Here is a 3,149-nt window from a genome sequence, read left to right as displayed (position 1 = left end):
GTAGGCCGCAAGGGGCAGCAGATGCATCAGGCTGGACGGCACCCATGCAGCCAGCATGACGTTGAGCAGGTTGACCAGGGCAAATCCCGCATAGGCGAGGTACATGGTGCGCTGCGTGCCCCAGCGTTTCAACAGGCGCGGCAAGCAGAGGAAGCCGGCAACCAGCCCCGCCATCATCGGGGTGAAGACCAGGTAGACGTCGGTGGGGGGACGCCCCAGCAGAGCGCGAATCTGCTCCAGCACGTCCTTCGCGCTCGCCGGAATCGGCGTGCCCGGGCCATAAATGCCCTTGACGCCGGCCTATTAAAGGAAGTTGAAGTCCTGCTGCCCACGCACACGATGATGTCGTCGGCGCCCTGCTTCCTGAGTTCGGCGATGAACGCGGGCACCAGCGTTGTTGGAAGGCCTGAAGGTGGGTTCGCTCGCCATGGTCATGCGCACTGTCGCGTGGATCAGGCGACGTCCCGCAACTCGCGCCGCAGGATCTTGCCCACGGTGGACTTGGGCAGGGCCTCGACGAAGGACACCGACTTGGGCACCTTGTAGCCGGTGAGGAGCGAACGGCAGTGGTCGATGACGTCCTGCTGCGCCAGGCTCGCACCCGCTTGAGCCACGACGAAGAGCCGCAGCGCCTCGCCGGTCTTCTCGTCGGGCACGCCGATGCAGGCGCACTCGGCGACGCCGGGGCACGCCGTCGCCACCGCTTCGATCTCGTTCGGGTAGACGTTGAAGCCCGAGACGATGATCATGTCCTTGATGCGGTCCACGATCTTGAGGAATCCGCGATCGTCGAAGACGCCGACGTCGCCGGTGCGGAAGTAGCCATCGGGCGTGAAGGCCGTGGCGTTCGATTCGGGCCGCTGCCAGTAGCCGCTCATGACTTGCGGTCCGCTGGCGCAGATTTCGCCGGACTGGCCCAGGGCCACTTCGTTGCCCGCGTCATCGATCAACTTGATGTCGGTGGACGGCAGCGGCAGCCCGGTCGTGCCGGAGAATTCACTGATGAAGGGCGGATTGATGGACAGGATCGGGCTGGTTTCCGACAGGCCGTAGCCTTCCAGGATCAGGCGCCCGGTCACTTCCTTCCAGCGTGCGGACGTGGCGGGGATCACCGCCGCCCCGCCACCGATCGACAGGCGCAGGCTCGAGAAATCGACCTCCTTCAGGCGGGGATGCGCGGCCAGCCCGGAGTACAGGGTGTTCACGCCGGTGAACACGGTGAGGCGCGACTGCTTGAAGGTATCGATGAGCCCATCGATGTCGCGCGGATTGGCCACCAGCCAGTTCTCCGCACCGACCGAGAAATAGCTGATGAGATTCACCATCAGCGCAAAGATGTGATACAGCGGCAAGGCCGTCACCACCACCTCTTCGCCGGGCCGGATGCTGTCGTGCATGAGGGCCTTGAATTGCTCGGTGTTGGCCACCAGGTTGCGATGCGAAAGGCACGCGCCCTTCGAGACGCCGGTGGTGCCGCCGGTGTATTGCAGGAACAGCAGGTCGTCTCCGGTGATTACCGGCGCGCTGTAGTTCGTGGGCTGGCCCTCCCGAAGGATGTCCGACAGGGGCAGCACGCCGGTCAGGCGCGCGTCGAGAGCGGGACCGGCCACGGGTGTGGGCAAGCCGTCGCCCGGGCTGACGGTGATGATGTGCGCAAGCGCCGTTTCGCCGATCACTTCGGCGAGGGTCGCGGTGGACCCGTCGTACGCCACGATGGTCTTCACGCCGGCATCGTTGAGCTGATGGGCCAGTTCCCTGGCGGTATAGAGCGGGTTCACGTTGACCTGCACCGCGCCGAGGCGGGCAATGCCGAGGAAGACCACCGGGAAGGCTGCGAGGTTGGGCATCATGACCGCGACACGGTCGCCCTTGCCGACGTTCAGTTCACGCTGCAGGAAGGCGGCGAAGCGGGCCGACAGGCGGTCGACGTCGCGAAAGCTCAGGCTCTGGCCGAACGAGCGAAAGGCGGTCTTGTCGGCGTACCGCGCCATGGCCTGCTCGAGCAGTGCCACGATCGAACTGTAGGCGTCTGCGTTGATTTGCGGGGGCACGTTGCCGTACGAATGGAGCCAGGGTCTCTGCGTCATGATCTTGTCCGTGAATAGTTTTTGAGGGGAGATGGTTTGCAGGAGGTCGCCTGCAGCTTGGGTGCGCGGATGAGTGCGCGACCGGTCAATGCTCTCGCACGCGCCCCAGGACTGTATTCCAATAGGCGCCACGCATTTAGCTTTTGGTGCCAATGCCGAAAAGCGCCTTGGACAGCAGCCCGCCCGACGACCACGTACGCGCCGACACCACGCTCTCGAGACGCTGGCGAAGATGAAGCCGGCGTCCGGGAAGGACGAGATGGTCAACGCCTCGGCCATCAACGACGGTGCGGCGGTGCTGGCCGAGGGCGCACCCGTGCAGGCGCTGGGCCTCAAGCCGATGGCGCGCCTGGTCGGCTATGCGCATGCCGGCGTCGAACCTGCCTGCATGGGCATCCGCCCGATGCCAGCGACGCGCAGGGTGCTGCGGCGCGCCGGCCTGAAGGTCGCCAACATGGACGTGATCGAGTCGAACAAGACCTTCGCGGCGCAGGCCTGCGCGGTGATCCAGGAGTTGGACCACGACCCGACCAGGCAACCCCGAATGGCTTGGGCATCTCGCTGGGCCACCCGGTTTGCGCTACCTGAGCGATCGTCACGGTAAAGGCGATCGCGGACTTGCACCGTATCAGCGGGCACCACGCACTAGTGACGATGTGCATCGGCGGCGGCGAGGGGCATCGCGGCGATCTTCGAGCGCTGCGTCTGATGCGTGCCATCGCGAAGCGCACAAGCCCTTTGGCGGGCGCACTGGTTGGCAGGCTTGCTGGCATGAGAAGCGAAATTCATGGCGCTCCTGGCGAAGCGTCGCAGCGTCGCAATCCTTAAAGTCAACCTGACTGCTCAAGAGCCAAGCGCATAGTGGGCGACAAGCTCTTCTGAAGCCAGCCTCGGCTGATTTTCGTCTCTACCCCTTCACGCATTTCGACAACGGACACCCACCATGAACTTCCTCGACGGCTCCCTCTATCCCGAGAACCAGCAACCCCTGATCATCACCGCCGCGCCCTACGCGCCGTCGTGGGTGCCCTCCGACTTCCCCGAGGACATCCCGGTCACGAT

At 64.8% G+C, this 3,149-nt stretch carries 2 protein-coding genes and 2 pseudogenes; 2 read left to right on the top strand and 2 right to left on the bottom strand.

The features are described 5' to 3' along the window. Both WKW80_RS36995 and WKW80_RS36990 read right to left on the bottom strand, forming a co-directional pair. Positions 1 to 243: hypothetical protein (locus tag WKW80_RS36995; protein ID WP_340368528.1), on the bottom strand; the 243-nt coding region annotated here is incomplete at its 3' end. A gap of 209 nt (positions 244 to 452) precedes the next feature. Beyond that, complete coding sequence (locus tag WKW80_RS36990; RefSeq protein WP_340368527.1) at positions 453 to 2,087, bottom strand: AMP-binding protein; 1,635 nt, start codon at positions 2,085 to 2,087, stop codon at positions 453 to 455. A gap of 185 nt (positions 2,088 to 2,272) precedes the next feature. On the opposite strand from WKW80_RS36990, the pseudogene WKW80_RS36985 reads away from it, so the two are divergent. Together WKW80_RS36985 and WKW80_RS36980 are read left to right on the top strand one after the other, a co-directional pair. Beyond that, positions 2,273 to 2,796 (top strand): annotated as a pseudogene (locus tag WKW80_RS36985) (acetyl-CoA C-acyltransferase); the annotation flags it as partial. A 234-nt stretch (positions 2,797 to 3,030) separates the two neighbouring features. After that, positions 3,031 to 3,149: pseudogene (locus tag WKW80_RS36980) on the top strand (3-keto-5-aminohexanoate cleavage protein); the annotation flags it as partial.

It is taken from the genome of Variovorax humicola (assembly GCF_037889915.1).
GTDB lineage: Bacteria > Pseudomonadota > Gammaproteobacteria > Burkholderiales > Burkholderiaceae_C > Variovorax > Variovorax humicola.
Note: the sequence above shows the minus strand (reverse complement) of the source record. Positions and strands in the feature narration are given on the sequence as shown.

Excerpts from the sequence above, each read along its gene's own strand:
- WKW80_RS36990 (WP_340368527.1), bottom strand. The coding sequence starts at position 2,087 with ATGACGCAGAGACCCTGGCTCCATTCGTACGGCAACGTGCCCCCGCAA.